The sequence below is a fragment of the Psychrobacter sp. UBA3483 genome, assembly GCF_002377905.1.
Taxonomy (GTDB): domain Bacteria; phylum Pseudomonadota; class Gammaproteobacteria; order Pseudomonadales; family Moraxellaceae; genus Psychrobacter.
On record NZ_DFQS01000070.1, the window covers coordinates 15,007 to 32,500 of the forward strand.

Sequence of the window (17,494 nt, forward strand, 5' to 3'; positions counted from 1 at the left end):
TAAATCCCTCCAATTATAAAATGACTGCGCCATAATTACAAATTTATCCCCTAAATAGTGGTTATCGGTGATTATTTAACAAAAAGCTAGCTATTGGTAAGGCGAATTTATTAGTATTGGTATTTCAGAATCAATTTTTGATCCAAATTAATCTGTCGGTTACGCATACTCTGTCTATGCCATGGTGCGTTGCTGCAAATATGACGGACGTTTATCTTGTAATAAAGTCTTAATTATTATAATGTTAATGAGAATCATTACATTAGAAGCAACCAGCGGACTTGCTGCTGAATTACCGCTAAATTACTGAATAGACATATTTTGATACAAAGTTTACAGTCGTTTAGCACGACTAACGCACACCTATTACAGACATTACTGCTAAAAGTCTTTTCAAAACCTCAGTAATAACTGCTAATATAGCCTGCATATTAAATGGGTTAAATTTTTTTGACCGTTTAACAAGTGAAGACGCGAGGGTATGCGTCGATATAATTTTATTCCAACAAGTTAAAAACAATGGAGAGCAGTTTATGGCTGACAACAATGCCAAATTAAGCGTAAATGGTAAAGAATACGAATTTCCTATTATTGAAGGTACTTTAGGGCGTCCAGTTATCGATATTGCTGCTCTACAAGATTCAGGCTTTTGGTCTTATGACCCAGGTTTTAAAGTAACCGCTCCTGTTGAATCTAAGATTACTTACATTGATGGCGGTAAAGGTGAGTTATTACACCGTGGCTACCCTATCGACCAGTTAGCAAACAATGCTGAATACTTAGAAGTGGCGTATGCGCTGATTCATGGCGATTTACCAAATGCTGAGCAAAAAGCAGATTTCTATGAAAAGGTTCGTAAACACACCGGCGTTCATGACCAATTACGTAAATTCTTTGAAGGTTTCCGCCGTGACGCGCACCCAATGGCGATTATGGTTGGTGTCGTTGGTGCCTTATCCGCGTTTTATCATGACAACTTAGACGTCAGCAACGAAGCACACCGTGAAATCACCGCTATTCGTCTAATCGCTAAAATGCCAACGCTTGCAGCGATGAGTTATAAATACTCACAAGGCGAACCGTTCATGTATCCACGTAATGATTTCAATTACGCAGAAAACTTCTTATACATGATGTTTGCAACCCCTGCTGATGTTGACTACGAAACCAATGACGTGATTACTCGCGCCATGGACAAAATCTTTACTTTGCATGCTGACCACGAGCAAAACGCTTCAACGTCTACCGTACGTCTAGCAGGTTCTACTGGTGCCAATCCTTACGCGTGTATCGCTGCAGGTATCGCAGCCCTTTGGGGTCCATCACATGGCGGCGCTAACGAAGCTGTTCTTGAAATGCTAGATGAAATTGGTTCGGTAGAAAACGTTCCTGAATTCATGGAAAAAGTAAAAAGCCGTGAAGTAAAACTGATGGGCTTTGGTCACCGTGTTTACAAAAACTTTGACCCACGCGCACAAGTCATGAAAGAGACTTGCGATGAAGTACTAGGTGCATTGGGTATCAATGATCCTAAGCTTGAGCTTGCTATGGCACTTGAGAAAATTGCTTTAGAAGACCCGTACTTCGTTGAGCGTAACTTGTATCCAAACGTTGATTTTTATTCTGGCATTATCTTAAAAGCCATCGGTATCCCAACGTCAATGTTTACTGTTATCTTCTCACTCGCGCGTACTTCTGGTTGGATCAGCCATTGGTTAGAAATGCACAGCGCACCATTCAAAATCGGTCGCCCACGTCAGTTATATACTGGTGAAACGCATCGCGACTTCGTTAAAGTTGAAGATCGCAAATAGTCAGCTATTATTAGCAGCATAAAAAATCCCGCGACTGAGCGGGATTTTTTATGGTCTAAATTCAATAAAGAAATAAAAAATGACACTTTATTGAAACTCTTTTAAGGTCTGCTCATATTTGGCAATTTGCTCGTCATAACCTTGGATGGTTTCATTAAATTTTGCCATCAGTCTCTCAAACTCTTGCTGCTGATTGAGTTTCATCTGCTGCATATCCATCACTTGTTGGGCTTCTATTTGCTCCCAAACTTGATGCTGGATAATCAAACGCGCCAGCGCCGGACTTTTTGCACTCAGTCGACCTGCGATTTCTGCATGTTCAAATAACTGCGGCACCAATGTCGCGATATTGATTAGAGTATCAACCTCTTCTGCACTAAGCGGCGTGGTCACAGGTTGATAAAGCGCGTCCATCGCTTGCTGATAACTGTCTATAATCTGCTCATCTGTCCACATCACAGGTTTACGCGGCTCAAGACTGATACGTTTTAGCACAGTCAAATCACGCTCGCCCACTTCGGTACTGGTATTGATATCAGTGTCCGTAGTCGCATTGGCGTCGACTCCAGGGTCGATGCTAACGTCTGACTCACTATTGTTATTGTCCATAGCTGCGGCTGAATCCGTAGCAGGTGGTTTTGCTATTTGCTCAGAATCTGTATTATTTGCAACTGGATTAGCGGTATTAGACCGCTTAGCATTGTCTACTGACGCCGCATTTGTACCCTCAGGCAACAAATCATTACCATTAAAATCACTGCCACTGTCTGACGCATCTGCTGCTTGTAGCGATTCATATTCGGCTTGCAAACGCTGCTGTAGGCTTTTTGCTTGCGCAAGGTACAACGGCTGAAATTGCTCTATACGCGCAGCAGCGGAGTCACTTTTGCGCATCGGCTGACTGTCCTCTGCGCTAGTTTTTTCTTTGGGTTGACTATTATCAGCTACTGGTGCTTCTGCTTGCTGCTGACAGCCACTTAACAACAAAACCCCAATCATAGCGGCGGCTAGCAAGGAGTGCGTACGCGGCGGCATCATTGCTTTATTTAGCGACCCTGCATTTATACAGGTATGATGAGTCTCACCATCAGGCTTTGTTAATAAATTTTTAAACATCCGAGTTCTCATCCTTATTAAAAGCAGTTCGCTTATATATTGAGACTACTAGCTATTTTATTTTTCTATATCTCTAGCAGCTTGTTATTATTATCAAAAGTTTCAGTCATCATATAAATTTTATAGCATAAAAGAAAGATTAAACTTTACATGTGTCATGAGTTTTATGTTCGTCGCGAGTTTTATTATGGTCATGGCTGTTATCGATTCTTTGTGTCGCTAAAAAAGGAATACAATTTTCAAAACCCTGACAATCGCGACCGTGCTGCCGACTGATAAAATAATCTTGCACCATTCGTGCTTGCTGCTCGATACCATAGTTGAAAAAGGGTTTGCCAGCGTTAAGGACATAATCATAGCGGCGATTAATCATAGCGCCGCGTACGACTTTAAGACCTTGCTGCAATTGCCACACATGGGTCAATTCATGAATAAGCCAGCTTTGCTTAGCCAAGGAACACTGACTAAAATCTGTGACCCAGTCGGCCGGGTGGAAATAAATATTACCATTAGGACTGACAGCGTAGTTTTTTAGTACCCACCAAGCGGTTTTAAGCTGAACCTGTTCAAGCCCAATACTATCGCCAAACACCGAACGGGCCAGTGCTATCTCTCCAGCAGTCAGCTGACGCGAACGCCGCTTGGTCGCTTTAAGAGACTCAGAACGAAGAGACTCCGCACGCTTAAATAAACGCTTCAAAGTAGATTCCGACCGCATGAATGTCTTACCTTGTATTGGTTGCTCGTTTTATATTTGATGGTTTGTAATAATATGATTGGTCATCACTGATAAACCATTAATAAGGTCACAATTGCTTAAAACAAAGTCTTTAAGACATAAGTTGTACACTTAGCTGACTTTTATTAACGCAAATCTGCGTTAGCCTAGCTATAGTCACATTAAAATAAAAAACAGCCGTTTAATTGATAATAGAGATGCTTATGCCGCCCAATTTTCATGCTGATACGCCCCTTGCTCAGCGTATGCGCCCTGCGACCCTTGATGATATTATTGGCCAAGAGCACCTATTAGCAGCAGGCGCACCGTTACGGCGCTTAGTCGAACAAGGACACCTGCCATCGATTATTTTGCATGGTGAAGCGGGTATTGGGAAGACCACCATAGCGATGCTATTGGCTGATGCCGTTGGCCGACCCTTTCATGCGTTATCGGCATTGAATACGGGCGTTAAGCAATTACGCGAGGTGTTAGATACCAAGGATTCACTAAGCTTTGAATCGCCGGTGGTATTTATCGATGAGATTCACCGCTTTAACAAAGCGCAGCAGGATGCCTTACTTGGCGCGGTAGAGTCAGGTGATATTACGTTAATTGGTGCGACAACCGAAAATCCGTCCTTTAGTTTGAATAACGCCCTGCTATCGCGCTGCCAAGTTTATCGTCTAGAGCCGCTGACACCTGAGCAAATCAGTGCTGTATTGCAGCGCGCGTTATTAGAAGACAATATCCTTAAAAACCTAAAAGTTGATTTGCAGGCGCAAGAGACGATTAGCCAGTTGGCACATGGTGATGCCAGAAAAGCGCTCAATTTATTAGAGCTTGCCATTCAAACGGCAGATAGCAAACAGTCGCCATTAATTATCAATGATGAATTGGTCGCTCGTGTCGCCCAAACGGCACTGGTACGCTACGATAAAGATGGCGAGCAGCATTACGATATCATCTCGGCCCTGATAAAATCCGTACGCGGCTCCGACCCAGATGCGGCGCTGTATTGGATGGCGCGGATGCTGGTTGGCGGTGAGCCTGCTGATTTTATCGCGCGGCGTTTAGTTATTTTGGCCAGTGAAGATATTGGTAATGCCAATCCAAACGCCCTCCTCCTTGCCGATGCTGCTTTGCGTAGCGTACAGTCTATTGGCATGCCAGAAGCGCGCATTATCTTAGGGCAAGTAGTGGTGTATCTTGCGACCAGTGCTAAAAGTAATAGCACGTATAAGGCCATTAATGCAGCGATGGCACTGGCTGAAAAAGACGCCTCGCCTGTGCCGCTACATCTGCGGAATGGCGTGACCAAATTGATGCGCAATCAAGGTTATGGTCAAGGTTACGCTTATCCTCATGACTACCCCAATCACTATTATCCGCAAAGCTATCTGCCGGATAATTTAGTCGGGACAAGTTTTTATGAATTTGCTGACAATCAGCGCGAGCAGCACAGCAAGCAGTTTATGGACTGGCTAAAGAGTCAAGCGGCTAGTAATGAATAACAGCATATTTACTTGCATCATTGATAATACTTATCGCTATTTTTAGGCTATTAATGGACATATTGGCAAGATGACACAGCACAGTAGGATGAAAAGCGTTAAAATGGCCTCATAATGATATATACAAGTCGATTGAGCACAGCATTTTATTATTGCTGTTATTTATATGGCTGTTATTAAGCCGCGCTATGCTTTACAACAGCGCTTGACGCCCTCTGCTGCTACAATAGACGAATAATAATTTAACCTTCTCATCAAATCCATTTATAAATAATAAAATATTGAGACTTCTTATGAGTTTAAATACGATTCCTGAAATTATCGAAGACATTCGTGCTGGTAAAATGGTCATCTTAATGGATGACGAAGATCGCGAAAACGAAGGCGATATCATCATGGCCGCGACCCACGTACGCCCTGATGATATTAATTTTATGATTACCCACGCGCGTGGTTTGGTTTGCTTAACCTTGTCAGAAGCACGCTGCCAACAGCTGGCATTGCCGCTAATGTCAGACCGCAATGAAGCAAAATTCAGCACCAACTTTACCGTTTCTATTGAGGCGGCTGAAGGCGTGACCACCGGTATTTCTGCCGCTGACCGCGCGCGTACCATTCAAGCAGCGGTTTCTTCTTCAGCAAAACCAGAAGATATCGTCCAGCCTGGGCATATCTTCCCGATTATGGCTCAAAACGGTGGCGTCCTGCATCGTGCGGGTCATACTGAAGCCGGTTGTGATTTGGCGCGTCTAGCAGGGCTGGAGCCAGCAGCGGTGATCGTCGAAATCATCAAAGATGATGGCACGATGGCGCGCCGTGATGACCTTGAGATATTTGCCAAAGAGCATGACCTGAAAATTGGTACGATTGCTGATTTGATTAACTACCGCATCGCCAATGAGCAAACGGTCGAAGAGGTTGAATCCCATCCGTTTGAGACCGAATACGGTACCTTTACCTTACATCGCTTCCGCGAGTTTGGTGCAGACGAAACTCACCTAGCTTTGGTAAAAGGCGATGTCAGTGAAGGCGTCAGTACCGTTCGTGTACATGGCTTTCATCCTTTACGTGACTTGTTTGCGGCGAAGAATGACACCACTGGTCGTAGCGGCTGGAGCGTACGCTCAGCCCTAGAAGAAATAAACGACTCAGAGCGCGGCGTATTGGTTTGGATTGGCAATCATCAGCCGATTGACTTGGGAGAAGCGCTGGATAAAGCGGCTGAGAATCAGTCAATGTCTACCATCGCTCAGCAGCCTTATCGTAGTATCGGGGTTGGCGCGCAGATTTTGCGTCATTTAGGCGTGCGTGATATGCGCTTACTGTCTTCACCGATGAAGTTTTATGCGCTGTCAGGTTTCGATTTAAATGTAGTGGACTTTGTTCATGCGCCTAAGCAAAAATAAAGACTATAAATTAAAAAATACAGCAGTATAAAAAGGCACGCTAATAGTATTTAGCGTGCCTTTTCTATATTTGAGTGTTCATAGATAAACTCTGTTTTAGCAGTATCATTTCATTGTTATTAAGGACTTAGTAAATTAGCCGATTTTTTAAAGTTTGGGCGTATGGTTAAATTTTGCTTCTAATGCCAATAAACGCTCGCGCTCTGCATTGCTCCACGGCAATTTATCCTTACCATTACTGTCTAAACGGACGATAACAGCATCAGCGGTCGCGACAATCGTCTCTTGAGCGCAGCTATAATAGCTATATTCCATGACAATACTAGTATTGCCCAAGCGCTGACAACGCACGCCTAGTAATAACGTATCGGGATACGTTACTGGGTGTAAGTACTGGCAACTTGATTGCGCCAATACCGTCACCATACTGCCATCAAACATCCCGAGTGCTTGCAGATAGCCAATTCGAGCTGACTCCGCATAACGATAATAGACCACGTTATTTAGATGATTAAAGGCATCCATCTCGCCCCAATGAATCGGCTGCTGATGAATGATTGGATAATGTGCCAACTCGTTAGGACGGTTGTCATCTACGCCTTTACTATTTAGATTCGTATTTTTTTCAAAATGGTTTATCACTATATTTCTCTTATTTTTCTTATAAAATTGTAAAAAGGTCAATTAACGCTTAGGTTTATCCAAAATTTGCGTGGTCAATAATGGTGTTGACTGTGGCGCCGTGGCAATTAGGCGATCTAACCAGTCGACAACTTCTGCGATATTATGCGGGGCAGATTTGGTTTGATTATTATTTTGCTTAGAAGCGGCGTTGTTTGTTGTTTGAGCGTTTTTATTATCGGTAACGGATTTTGACGCAGACGTATCTACTAGAGTTTGTAGCTGTTTACGTGCTTGACGCAGATAGCCAATCAGCTGATCTTTTTCACGCATATTACTTGCTTGACTGGCAAGATTTAAGGTCATAATCACTTCATGAATGATAAGCTCTTTACGGGTTACGCTGACATCGTTAGCGCTAGTATTAGGCGCGTCAGTTACACGAGCAGGACGCTGATAACTGTGTAAAAACTCTTGGATATTTTGAATGGCTAAGTTTTGTAACTGCCAAGGACTCGGCTGCGAGCTTCTTGCTTGCAAGCGTTCAATGTCTTTCATCAAACTTTGCTTGATCACCACGGTGAGCGCAGGCGCAATCTCATTACTGCTTTGAGACAGTTGCCAATGCAGACCGCGCAACAAATCAATCGCCGCACTCTCGTTATTATCCGCCAACAATCTATCCGCCGCCTGTATCTGAATGCGCAATAAATCGAGCTGATTCTGCGCTTGACTACTAGCGGCAACGCGAGGCTCTGGCAGTGTCTGCTGACTCATCGCAAAGATGCGATCGTCCATCTCGTTCAGGCGACTGACGACTTGCTCATTACTTTGCAAACGCTCATTTATACTGCGCTCAAAGCGCTGCTGACTGATAAAAAACCACAGCAAAGCAGCAATAAGCAATAATATGACCAGCCATTGTAAACGCACCAAAAACATATTTGCTTGCCGGCGCTGCTGAAGCGCAGAAGGTTCCTTAGCTAACGAGTCAGAATTCATGGACATAAGGCAGCACCGTTGGTGAGTAATTTTTTAAGCAAATATAAAATAAATGGCTTGAGAAAAGAAAGCGTTTTTTTAACTGCAATCGACTAGGGGTGTATGGATTGCCGCAACAATGGTTTCGGGCGCCAAATCTTCTACCCGCCAATAACTTAAATCCTGACCAGCAACCATATTGGCTAAGCGCTCACCTAGTACGACATAAGCAAAATCGTTGAGTAGCAGCGGCGAACGGTTTGATTTTTCTGCATTGGCTTTTTGCGCTGCCACCTCTGTAACAATCGCTTGCCAATACTCAAACGCTGTGCCACTACTGACAATCACAATAGGTTTCGGCTGCTCAGACTTTTGGCTAAGATACAGGGCCTGCCACTCTTTATACTGCGCCATAGCATCATTAGGCATTTTGCGCTCATACCAAGCAATGCTATCGATATGGACACCGCGCGCCTGTAAGGTATTAACCAATAAACGCCGCCCACCAAGCCCGCGCCATACCAACAGCTTATCACCAGCCTGTAGGCTGTCGATTTCTGGCATCGCTAACATACCTTCATTATTAGCAATCAGAGGTTGCAATACTTGATAACTTGCCGCATCGAGTTTGGCGTCATTTAATACCGCTGCCGTGGCTTCTCCTACTGCTATCAGATGGCTTGGTGCTTTTAAACCTTTAAGGCTAGCGTCCTGTTGCGCGCTATTAGCTCCCTCAACCAGCTGAGCTTGGCGCTCATGTTCAAGCGCCTTCCAAACGGCTAAGCCAGAAGCTGCCGCTGTCGGACTCACAATAACGAGCGCTTGATAATCACCGGCAAACCATTGGCGCATCAATGCCATGTCTTGCTTGGTCGTTGGACGCATCTCCAATGTCAACATTGGTATATCAACCACTGAAAATCCTGCCGCTTGTAAATGATTGGTCAGCGGCGCCGCACGCTCAATGGGGCGCGTATTGATGACTACTTGCGGCAGCGATGCTGGCTTATCAATGGATTGGTTTGAAGCAGTAGACTCAGAGGATGACCAAGACATAAACATACCGTGACAGAAGTTTTGAAAAGTGAGCTTACTCATACAGTCAATTCAGTAACTCTATGAGTAAATGATTAGCGAAATTTTATTGTGACGCAACTTAAAGGTGATTTATTTTGCGCTTTATTTAGACTGATAAATGGCTGATAAAATATCACCCGCACCAATGGCTAGTAGCATCTCAGCGACTTCAATACCTAGCTGGTTGGCTTGCGCTTCTTGCTCAGCTTGGCTGCCGGTTAAGGTTAGGCGTTTATCAGCTTTGAGTAGCTCGCTACCGTCTTCTTGACCGACGCGGCCGCGTAACCACAATACATTACCATTGTCGTTATTACCGTTTTGACCATTGTTTTTGCTACTGCTATCGTCGGCGCTATCAGCCATTTGTAATACCGCATAAGCGGCAATCGGTACTTGGCAGCCGCCCTGTAAATGACGGTTTAGCGCGCGCTCAGCGATAAGACGGATACGAGCTTTGTCATCGTTTAACGGTGCCAATAACTTTAGAACTTCGTCATCACCTTCGCGGCATTCAATCGCGAGGGCACCTTGGCCAACGGCTGGCAAGCAAATATCAATATCCAACTCACTACGAATGCGCGCATCATGCTCAATACGCTGTAAACCACTGGTTGCCAAAATAATAGCGTCATACTCGCCGGCATCCAGCTTACCCAAACGCGTACCAACGTTGCCGCGCAGGGTCTTGATTTGCAAATCGGGGCGATAGGCTTTGATTTGACATTGACGACGCAAACTTGCCGTACCAACCACTGCGCCGTGTGGTAACTCATCGATATTATGATAAGTGTTCGATACGAAGGCATCGGTTGGCGAAGCGCGTTTACAATAGACACCAAGCGTCAAGCCTTCTGGCAATTCCATTGGCACGTCTTTTAAAGAGTGTACCGCGATATCTGCCTGCTTATCATATAACGCCTGCTCAAGCTCTTTAACGAACAAACCCTTACCACCAATTTTTGCCAGCGGCGTATCCAAAATCTTATCGCCTTTGGTGACAATTTTTAGCAGGTTAATGGTCAGCTCAGGATACAGCGTCAGTAGGCGGTCACGAATGTGCTCCGCTTGCCATAACGCCAATGGGCTTTGGCGGGTGGCGATATTTAAGGTAGTCAAAGCAGGTTGCTGCATGGTGCTCATAAAAGGCCTCAATAGGTTCGATATAAAATCGCATTGCTCAGCAATAATCGCTTAAAAACAATCGCTCAACAATAACGGTTTCAGTATCTTTATAATAATGCGAATGTAGCATTCAACATCGCCGTTCAAATGATTTTTAAAGCGGAATGCCACAAAAAAATACCCCTATTTAAGCATAAATAAGGGTTTGATGATATGGCAGGATTATTTCAACAAATTACTGCGCTTGTTACTGAATACTTTTCAGCATGGTTTAGCATTACCTGATGTACCGTTACATATTTTGAATCTTTTCACGTAAGGCCGGTAGATGGCGGCGGCTGACTGCTAGGGTTTCATCAATACCTTTAAAGTGCAGCTGAAACTGTCCTGCATCGAGTGTTTCTAAAAAGTCTAGATATTTAATATTGATAATGGCGTTGCGATGGACGCGAAACAATTTGCCTTCAAATTCTTGCTCAAGCTCTTTTAACGTATCATCAATAAGTACAATGCCATCTTTATGACGTACTTTGACATACTTTTGATCGGCGGTAAAATAGTAGATGTCTTTGAGTTCAATCAGCTCTACGCCGCGATGGGTACGCGCGACGATATGTTCGCGCACTGGACGAGCGGTTGGATTCTCAAGTTTTCGAATCTCGTTTAATTGCGCCGCATTAAGATTAGTAGCTTTTTTTAGCGCTTCTAATAATTCATCTTTATTGGCAGGTTTTAACAGATAACCGATCGCATTGGCTTTGAGCGCCGCGATTGCATAATGGTCATACGCCGTGACAAATATAATGGCGGGTGGATGGTTTAGCTTTGCAAGCTCTTGCGCGCACTCCACGCCATCCATCTCAGGCATGCGAATATCGAGCAATATAATGTCTGGCTGCTCAGATTTTACGGCGATAATGGCCTCAATGCCGGTTTTAGCTTGGGCAACCACCTCATGACCGGACTCTTTAACTATTCTAACCAAACGCTCGCGAGCTAAGGGCTCATCATCACAAACAACAATCCGCATCCAAACTCCTTTATAAGTGCCTACTTAGAAATCTTTTAAAGTATTAACAGCCTATCAATATGTAACACTCATCCCTTAGTAAGAATGCAGCTCCCTACTTAAGTTATAAACCAACTGCCGCACTTGTGCAAGCCACGAATCAAACTTTGACATTTAAATGCTTTAGCGGTGCATCACACTCTAGACGGTGCAATAAATATGCCACGATAAATGCTTGGCGATAATTGGCTCATGCATAGCAACTAGAGCAAATGTTTTAAAGAGGAAGAATTATAAACTGACATCTTGCAGCGGATAGCTAATATTAGTAAGAATTTGTTTATTCGTTATGCTGCTTTGGATGTCGGCACTTTGACCAAAATAGGCCCGCAGGCGCTGTGCTTGAATAGTAAAGTCCATATGTTGGCGTAAGTCATGGTTAATCATTAAGGTTTTTTTCGGCAGCTGCACGCTAATAGTAATGTCAACCCGATGCTGCAACCAAGTAACTTTAATATCAATATAAATGGTCTCAGTCGTCATCCTAATGACGTTCACTAGCATTTTTTCAATCACGCTTTGTAAGGTTAACGCGGTAATCACCATGTCATACATCACGTCTTCTTTTGGCAGCTGCCAGCTGACTACCAATTTATCCGCCAAGCGGATAGATTCAATGGCCAAATAATGCTCACACAGGGCAATCTCTTCTTCAAAGCTGATCTCACGCGCGCCATTAAAGCTGGCACGAAATAGCGCTGAGACGTGCTGCAATAAAACAGCGGCGCGCTGCGGCTCAGATTCAATCAGCGACATCAAGGTATTGATAGTGTTAAAAAAGAAATGCGGCGCAAGGCGAGCTTTTAACACATCATTTTGGGCGCTCAATTTTTGCTCAAAGGAGTGCTTCAGCGCATTCAGCTCACGATAACGGCGTAAAAAAAACAGTAAGGTGGCAACGGTAAATCCGGCGGCAATCACCGTATTAAAAACAATGATTGAGATAAAGTCTGCCAAGCTATAGTCAAACCAGCCAGCATTTATCATAATTAATAAGACTAACGCGACAGTCACTGCTGTGGCTGTGGTCAAAATGAGCAAAGTATAGAGACTGACAGTCGCTACACGTAAGCCTTTAAAGACTGGACGTAGATAATCGATCAGATAAAAAGAAGGAATCAAAGCCAAGCTGGTTTGAATAAATCTTGCCATAAACTTGATGATAAACTGCGTTTCATTGACCACGCTATGCCGATCGACGATTGCCACAAATAGCGACCAAAAAAAGATTGCTAGCAGCCATTGCCAAGGCTTCATCATCTCCATGAGCTTGGGCATAAAAAACTCTAAGCGCTCCGCTAGTAAGGCAACCTCATCATTTGCTATACTTGAGTTCTTATTCTCTTGACTTGTCTTGTACCGATATGAACGCCAACTCTTCAAATAGTATTAATCCTAATTCAAATAAAAATTCATCTACTTCTGATTCTAGCATAGATGCTTCTATAACCAACACTACTGCGCCGCAAAGCGCTACGAGTGGTCAAGGTCAGCAGATGTGGGGCGGTCGCTTTAGTGAAGCGACGGACAGCTTCGTTGCCGCCTTTACCGCATCCGTCGGCTTTGACCGACGCTTTGCCCGTCATGACATTCAAGGCTCAATCGCGCATGCGACCATGCTGAAAGAATGTGGCATCTTAAGCGCTGATGACGTTGCGACCATTATCGATGGTCTACAGCAGGTGCTGCGCGAGATTGAAGCTGGTGAGTTTAACTGGTCTATTGCACTTGAAGACGTGCACATGAACGTCGAATCACGCTTAACGGATATCGTCGGTGCGGTTGGTAAAAAACTGCATACAGGCCGTAGTCGTAACGATCAGGTTGCGACCGATATTCGTCTGTGGTTGCGTGAAGAAACCGACAATATCATCGCGCTACTAGTACGTTTGCAAAGTGGTTTATTAGATTTAGCGGAGCAGCATACCGATACCATCATGCCAGGCTTTACCCATCTGCAAACCGCGCAGCCAGTCAGCTTCGGTCATCACGTGATGGCATGGTTTGAGATGTTATATCGCGATACAGAGCGTCTGGTAGATGCGCGCCGCCGTATCAATCAGATGCCGCTTGGTAGCGCTGCCCTTGCTGGCACAACCTTTCCGATTGATCGTACCATCACTGCCAAATTGCTAGGTTTTGAAGGTATTTGCCAAAACTCTTTAGACGCTGTCTCAGACCGTGACTTTGCCATTGAGTTTACCTCAGCGGCTTCTATCTTAATGATGCATATGTCGCGTATGAGCGAAGAGATTATTCTATGGATGTCAGCGCAGTTTAACTTTGTGCAAATACCAGATCGCTTCTGTACTGGCTCATCTATCATGCCGCAAAAGAAAAACCCTGATGTACCAGAGTTGGTACGCGGTAAAGCGGCGCGTGTCTTTGGCCAATTGATGACGCTGCTTAGCCTGATGAAAAGTCAGCCACTTGCTTATAATAAAGACAACCAAGAAGACAAAGAGCCGCTATTTGATTGCGTTGATACCTTGACAGGCTCGCTACTCGCCTTTGCAGATATGCTGCCGAACATCACCCCAAATAAAGAAAATATGCGCGCCGCCACCATGAAAGGCTATGCAACTGCGACCGATTTGGCTGATTATTTGGTTCGACGCGGTGTTGCTTTCCGTGATGCCCATGAAGTGGTCGGTAATGCCGTTGCTTTGGGTATTCGCGAGGGCGTTGATTTGAGCGATTTGTCATTGGCGCAGTTGCAGCAGTTTAGCGATGCGATTGGCGATGATGTTTTTGACTATCTAACGCTAGAAGGCTCATTGGCCGCTCGTGACCATTTAGGCGGTACCGCGCCAAATCAAGTCAAACAGGCAGTGGTTAATGGACGTGCGCGCCTAAAAGCGTTTGCTTAAAAGCCTTGTTAAAGCTGAAGCTAGCAATAAAACTGTGCTTTAAAACCAGCGCTTTTCTCTAACACCCGCCATTGCGCGGGTGTTTTTTTGCCAGCATTAGATAGATTTGATGTTACCTTCTCTACACCTGATACGCTTTGCTAAATCGTGCAAGCGCGTTATGATAGATGAATACCAATATTCGAGACAATAATTTAATACCACTAATTAATGAGGATTGCCTGATGACTGAGACTTTTAATCCACAAGCCAATACCGTTTTTTGCCGCAAATATAAGCAAGAATTGCCAAAAATGCCGCATCCGCCATTTCCTAATAAAAAAGGTCAAGAGCTACAAGAAACCGTCTCTGACAAAGCTTGGAAAGAATGGCTTGAGCAGCAAACCATGCTGATTAACGAAAACCATCTCAGCATGATGGACCCTGAAGCCAAAAAGTTCTTAACCGAGCAACGCGAGAAGTTTTTGGACAACGAAGACTATGAGCGCGCGCAGGGCTGGACACCAGAAAAATAATACGCATGATGATGGTTAGTAATTGAAAAAACTGTCATTGTTTAAAAGACAGTGATTACATTAATGACATCAAAATTGCCTCTCTACTAACAAACGGCAAATGACTAGGCAGCAACCCTATAGTTTGTTAGTATGAGACTGATTTACAACACTGACAGACTCGGGGTGCGGTGTACGACAAGCTTAGTTTATAAGGTTGTCATACATTCGCTGAGAGATCACCCGCCGAACCTGATGCGGTTAGTACCGACGCAGGGAAGTCTTAAGACTATGTTTTATATACAAAGGGCGCGCAGAAATGCCTTTTTTATTATTGCTGATACTTTATATGCTAGCGTTTTTACGCGGCTATGAGGCAAGCAATAAAAAGCGGCGCCTACCAATCATTTAACAACCGCATTAGATTCATTTTCAATGAAAGTTGAATTTAAGAATAGTGCACGTTTTTGATGATTGAATTTGTCTATGTTGCATCGTCTTGCCCCCGCAGCTACTGGCGGTGTTGCTTTTATTCAAAAACCAACACGCTAGGACAGCATATGACTACTTCAGATTTACAAACAGCCCAAACCCCCTCGACCCCTGTTGCTAAAACTGTCGATAAAAAAGCCGACGCCCTCAAAACGCCTGCTCACCGTACCGCCAATGATGCGCGTTTTGAAGAAGACGCCCGCGACTTACACCGCATCTTACCCGCTTCTAAAAAAGTCTATATCGGGGGCTCACGGCCCGATATCCAAGTACCGATGCGCGAGATCACCCTTGACCCTACCCCCATACAAGGGGTAAGCGAGTCCGAATGGGAAAAAAATCCACCGTTTTACATCTATGATACCTCAGGCTTTTATACCGACCCCAATGTCGAGATTGATTTGACCAAAGGCTTACCAAAGCTACGCGAAGGCTGGATAGCTGAGCGCGGCGATACTGAACAGTTAGACGGCTTATCAAGCGCATACGGACAAGCGCGCGCCCGTGATATCAGTACTGCTAACTTAAGATTTGCGCATATTGATAAACCACGTCGCGCCTTAGTAGGAGAGAATGTCACGCAAATGCACTACGCACGTCGCGGCATTGTTACCCCTGAAATGGAATATATCGCCATTCGTGAGACGCAAAAACAGCATGAACTGACCGATATGCGCCAACATGACGGCGAGAGCTTCGGTGCCAATACGCCAAAAATCATCACCCCTGAATTTGTGCGCAGCGAGGTCGCGGCTGGTCGCGCCATTATCCCCAATAATATTAATCACCCAGAATCTGAACCGATGATTATCGGGCGTAACTTCTTGGTGAAAATTAACGCCAATATCGGCAATTCAGCGCTCGGCTCATCTATCGATGAAGAAGTGTCAAAAATGACCTGGGCAACGCGCTGGGGCGCCGATACTATTATGGATTTATCGACAGGCAACCATATCCATGAAACCCGTGAATGGTTGATTCGTAACTCGCCAGTGCCAATTGGTACCGTGCCTATTTATCAAGCCTTAGAGAAAGTCGATGGCGTTGCCGAAGATTTAACTTGGGAGATTTTCCGCGATACATTGATTGAGCAAGCCGAACAAGGCGTTGATTACTTTACCATTCACGCCGGCGTACTGCTACGTTATGTACCGCTAACCGCCAATCGCTTGACGGGCATCGTCTCGCGTGGCGGATCTATCATGGCGCAGTGGTGCCTTGCCCATCACCAAGAAAGCTTTTTATATACCCATTTTGAAGACATCTGCGAGATTATGAAGCAGTACGATGTGGCATTTAGCTTAGGCGATGGACTGCGTCCTGGCTGTTTGCAAGATGCTAATGATGAAGCGCAGTTTGGTGAGCTGCGTACCCTTGGTGAGTTGACCAAAGTCGCTTGGAAACACGATGTACAGGTGATGATTGAAGGCCCCGGGCATGTTGCGATGAACCGCATCAAAGAAAATATGGACTTGCAGCTTGAGCTATGTGCTGACGCCCCCTTTTATACCCTAGGACCTTTGACGACTGATATCGCTCCCGGTTATGACCATATCACCAGCGCCATTGGCGCGGCGATGATTGGCTGGTTTGGTACGGCAATGCTTTGCTATGTGACGCCAAAAGAGCATTTAGGTCTGCCAAATAAAAAGGACGTCAAAGACGGCATTATCACTTATAAAATTGCTGCTCATGCTGCTGACCTTGCTAAAGGTCATCCGGGTGCACAGGCGCGTGATAATGCTTTGTCCAAAGCCCGTTTTGAGTTCCGCTGGGATGATCAGTTTAATCTGGCCCTTGATCCTGATACCGCGCGTGAATATCATGACGAAACCTTGCCAAAAGACGCCCATAAATCGGCGCACTTTTGCTCGATGTGTGGACCAAAGTTTTGCTCAATGAAAATCACCCAAAACGTGCGTGAATATGCAGCAGGATTAGATAAAGATGCCGCTAATAAACAAGTCACCCCGCATACGGGCGATTTAACTAATGCAGGTCATGTCATCAAAGAAGTGGATACTGAGCTGGTTGGACAAGTAGGCGAAGCCAGCCTCGATGAGATTCATAAAGGTATGGCAGAAATGAGCGAAAAATATCATAAAGAAGGTCGTCAGCTATATAAAGAAGTTTAACCACTTAGCATTAACCTTTAACTTATAAAAAAGCGCTACTCATTGAACTGACCCCCATAAGTTGG

The 17,494-nt window shown here is 44.7% G+C and carries 14 protein-coding genes and 1 riboswitch; of the genes, 6 read left to right on the plus strand and 8 right to left on the minus strand.

The genetic code is table 11. From position 1 onward, the window contains the following. Positions 1 to 533: 533 nt before the first annotated feature. Positions 534 to 1,814 carry a citrate synthase gene (gltA, locus tag B2866_RS12540; protein ID WP_296194846.1) on the plus strand — a complete coding sequence of 427 codons (1,281 nt, stop codon included), beginning with the start codon at positions 534 to 536 and terminating at the stop codon, positions 1,812 to 1,814. An 87-nt stretch (positions 1,815 to 1,901) separates the two neighbouring features. On the opposite strand, the gene B2866_RS12545 is transcribed toward gltA, so the two are convergent. Together B2866_RS12545 and B2866_RS12550 are read right to left on the minus strand one after the other, a co-directional pair. Next, the gene (locus B2866_RS12545; protein WP_296194849.1) at positions 1,902 to 2,930 is read right to left on the minus strand and encodes a hypothetical protein; all 1,029 of its coding nucleotides are present in this window, start codon (positions 2,928 to 2,930) and stop codon (positions 1,902 to 1,904) included. A gap of 139 nt (positions 2,931 to 3,069) precedes the next feature. Beyond that, entirely contained in the window at positions 3,070 to 3,648 is a 579-nt protein-coding gene (locus tag B2866_RS12550; protein ID WP_296194852.1) for a type IV secretion protein Rhs, read from the minus strand. Between the two features lie 224 nt (positions 3,649 to 3,872). On the opposite strand from B2866_RS12550, the gene B2866_RS12555 reads away from it, so the two are divergent. Then, positions 3,873 to 5,162, plus strand: a complete 1,290-nt coding sequence (locus B2866_RS12555; RefSeq protein WP_296194855.1) for a replication-associated recombination protein A — start codon at positions 3,873 to 3,875, stop codon at positions 5,160 to 5,162. Between the two features lie 293 nt (positions 5,163 to 5,455). After that, entirely contained in the window at positions 5,456 to 6,568 is a 1,113-nt protein-coding gene (gene ribBA, locus B2866_RS12560; RefSeq protein ID WP_296194858.1) for a bifunctional 3,4-dihydroxy-2-butanone-4-phosphate synthase/GTP cyclohydrolase II, read from the plus strand. Positions 6,569 to 6,715: 147 nt separating this feature from the next. Here ribBA and B2866_RS12565 read toward each other — a convergent pair whose 3' ends face one another. The 6 genes from B2866_RS12565 to B2866_RS12590 all read right to left on the minus strand — a co-directional run bounded on the left by B2866_RS12565 (position 6,716) and on the right by B2866_RS12590 (position 12,716). Further along, positions 6,716 to 7,207 carry an acyl-CoA thioesterase gene (locus B2866_RS12565; protein ID WP_296194882.1) on the minus strand — a complete coding sequence of 164 codons (492 nt, stop codon included), beginning with the start codon at positions 7,205 to 7,207 and terminating at the stop codon, positions 6,716 to 6,718. Between the two features lie 45 nt (positions 7,208 to 7,252). Continuing rightward, entirely contained in the window at positions 7,253 to 8,197 is a 945-nt protein-coding gene (locus B2866_RS12570; protein WP_296194860.1) for a hypothetical protein, read from the minus strand. Positions 8,198 to 8,269: 72 nt separating this feature from the next. Next, positions 8,270 to 9,268, minus strand: a complete 999-nt coding sequence (locus B2866_RS12575) for a uroporphyrinogen-III synthase (RefSeq protein ID WP_296194863.1) — start codon at positions 9,266 to 9,268, stop codon at positions 8,270 to 8,272. 81 nt (positions 9,269 to 9,349) lie between these two features. Then, positions 9,350 to 10,387: a hydroxymethylbilane synthase gene (gene hemC, locus B2866_RS12580; RefSeq protein ID WP_296194867.1), complete on the minus strand. Its 1,038-nt coding sequence runs from the start codon at positions 10,385 to 10,387 to the stop codon at positions 9,350 to 9,352. A 274-nt stretch (positions 10,388 to 10,661) separates the two neighbouring features. Next, positions 10,662 to 11,399 (minus strand): LytR/AlgR family response regulator transcription factor, encoded by a 738-nt coding sequence (locus B2866_RS12585; protein WP_296194870.1) that lies wholly within the window; start codon positions 11,397 to 11,399, stop codon positions 10,662 to 10,664. Between the two features lie 270 nt (positions 11,400 to 11,669). Beyond that, entirely contained in the window at positions 11,670 to 12,716 is a 1,047-nt protein-coding gene (locus tag B2866_RS12590; protein WP_296194873.1) for a sensor histidine kinase, read from the minus strand. A gap of 218 nt (positions 12,717 to 12,934) precedes the next feature. Here B2866_RS12590 and argH point away from each other — a divergent pair, with 218 nt between their 5' ends. The 3 genes from argH (at position 12,935) to thiC (ending at position 17,429) form a co-directional block, all read left to right on the plus strand. After that, on the plus strand, positions 12,935 to 14,308 hold the full coding sequence (gene argH, locus B2866_RS12595) for an argininosuccinate lyase (RefSeq protein ID WP_296194885.1): 1,374 nt from the start codon (positions 12,935 to 12,937) through the stop codon (positions 14,306 to 14,308). Positions 14,309 to 14,532: 224 nt separating this feature from the next. Further along, positions 14,533 to 14,823 (plus strand): oxidative damage protection protein, encoded by a 291-nt coding sequence (locus B2866_RS12600; RefSeq protein ID WP_068407860.1) that lies wholly within the window; start codon positions 14,533 to 14,535, stop codon positions 14,821 to 14,823. 151 nt (positions 14,824 to 14,974) lie between these two features. After that, positions 14,975 to 15,098, plus strand: a riboswitch (TPP riboswitch). Positions 15,099 to 15,362: 264 nt separating this feature from the next. Beyond that, positions 15,363 to 17,429 (plus strand): phosphomethylpyrimidine synthase ThiC, encoded by a 2,067-nt coding sequence (gene thiC, locus B2866_RS12605; RefSeq protein ID WP_296194876.1) that lies wholly within the window; start codon positions 15,363 to 15,365, stop codon positions 17,427 to 17,429. Positions 17,430 to 17,494: the final 65 nt, after the last annotated feature.